The following is a 620-nucleotide window of genomic DNA, read 5'->3' as shown; positions in this document are numbered from 1 at the left end:
AATTCTATGCATTTCTGTCACTGTCTTGACTGCATCGCAAGCCTATGGGGTACCATATATTTCTCCACCTGCGAAATACTTTAACTCTGACATTGTTCTAATTGGCAAAGTAATCTCATCTACACCATTTTCGCCAACTTATACCAAATATGAAATACAGGTGGAACAGTATCTGAAAAATCCACAATCACAAGACACCCTAACAGTAATTGCATCTGGAACAAACAAGACCGGGTTTACAACGAGGGTAGATACCATTTTTGATGTAGGACAAAGGGCATTTTTGTATCTAAAAAANCAGAGTCTCTGTGTGATCCGGCACCTAGTGCAGCAGACATGAATTCAACATATGTCAAAGGTGCAGGACTTGATTATGATCAACTACATACAGGAGCAAGCAAATCCAATTCGTATCTGTATGCTCCGAATCAGCCAGTTATCATAAGCTATGATGCATGGAACAATCAATTCACCACAAAAACATTTGATGTTGTATTCCAAGTAAAAAATCAGACTGGACAAATCTTGTTTAATGATACAAAACAAGTAGAGCTAAAACCCTGCATAGGTCATCAAATAGTAAACTCTACTTTTGTTCCAAAAGTTGCGGGAACATATGA

General features: G+C 37.8%; 1 protein-coding gene. It reads left to right on the top strand.

All coding sequences use genetic code 11. The features are described from left to right. Positions 1-336: 336 nt before the first annotated feature. The coding region (locus DYY66_RS12680) for a hypothetical protein (RefSeq protein ID WP_166290106.1) at positions 337-620 on the top strand (284 nt) is incomplete at its 3' end.

The sequence above is a fragment of the Candidatus Nitrosotalea sp. FS genome, assembly GCF_011319475.1.
GTDB lineage: Archaea > Thermoproteota > Nitrososphaeria > Nitrososphaerales > Nitrosopumilaceae > Nitrosotalea.
This window is presented reverse-complemented; position numbering and strand designations above follow the sequence as displayed.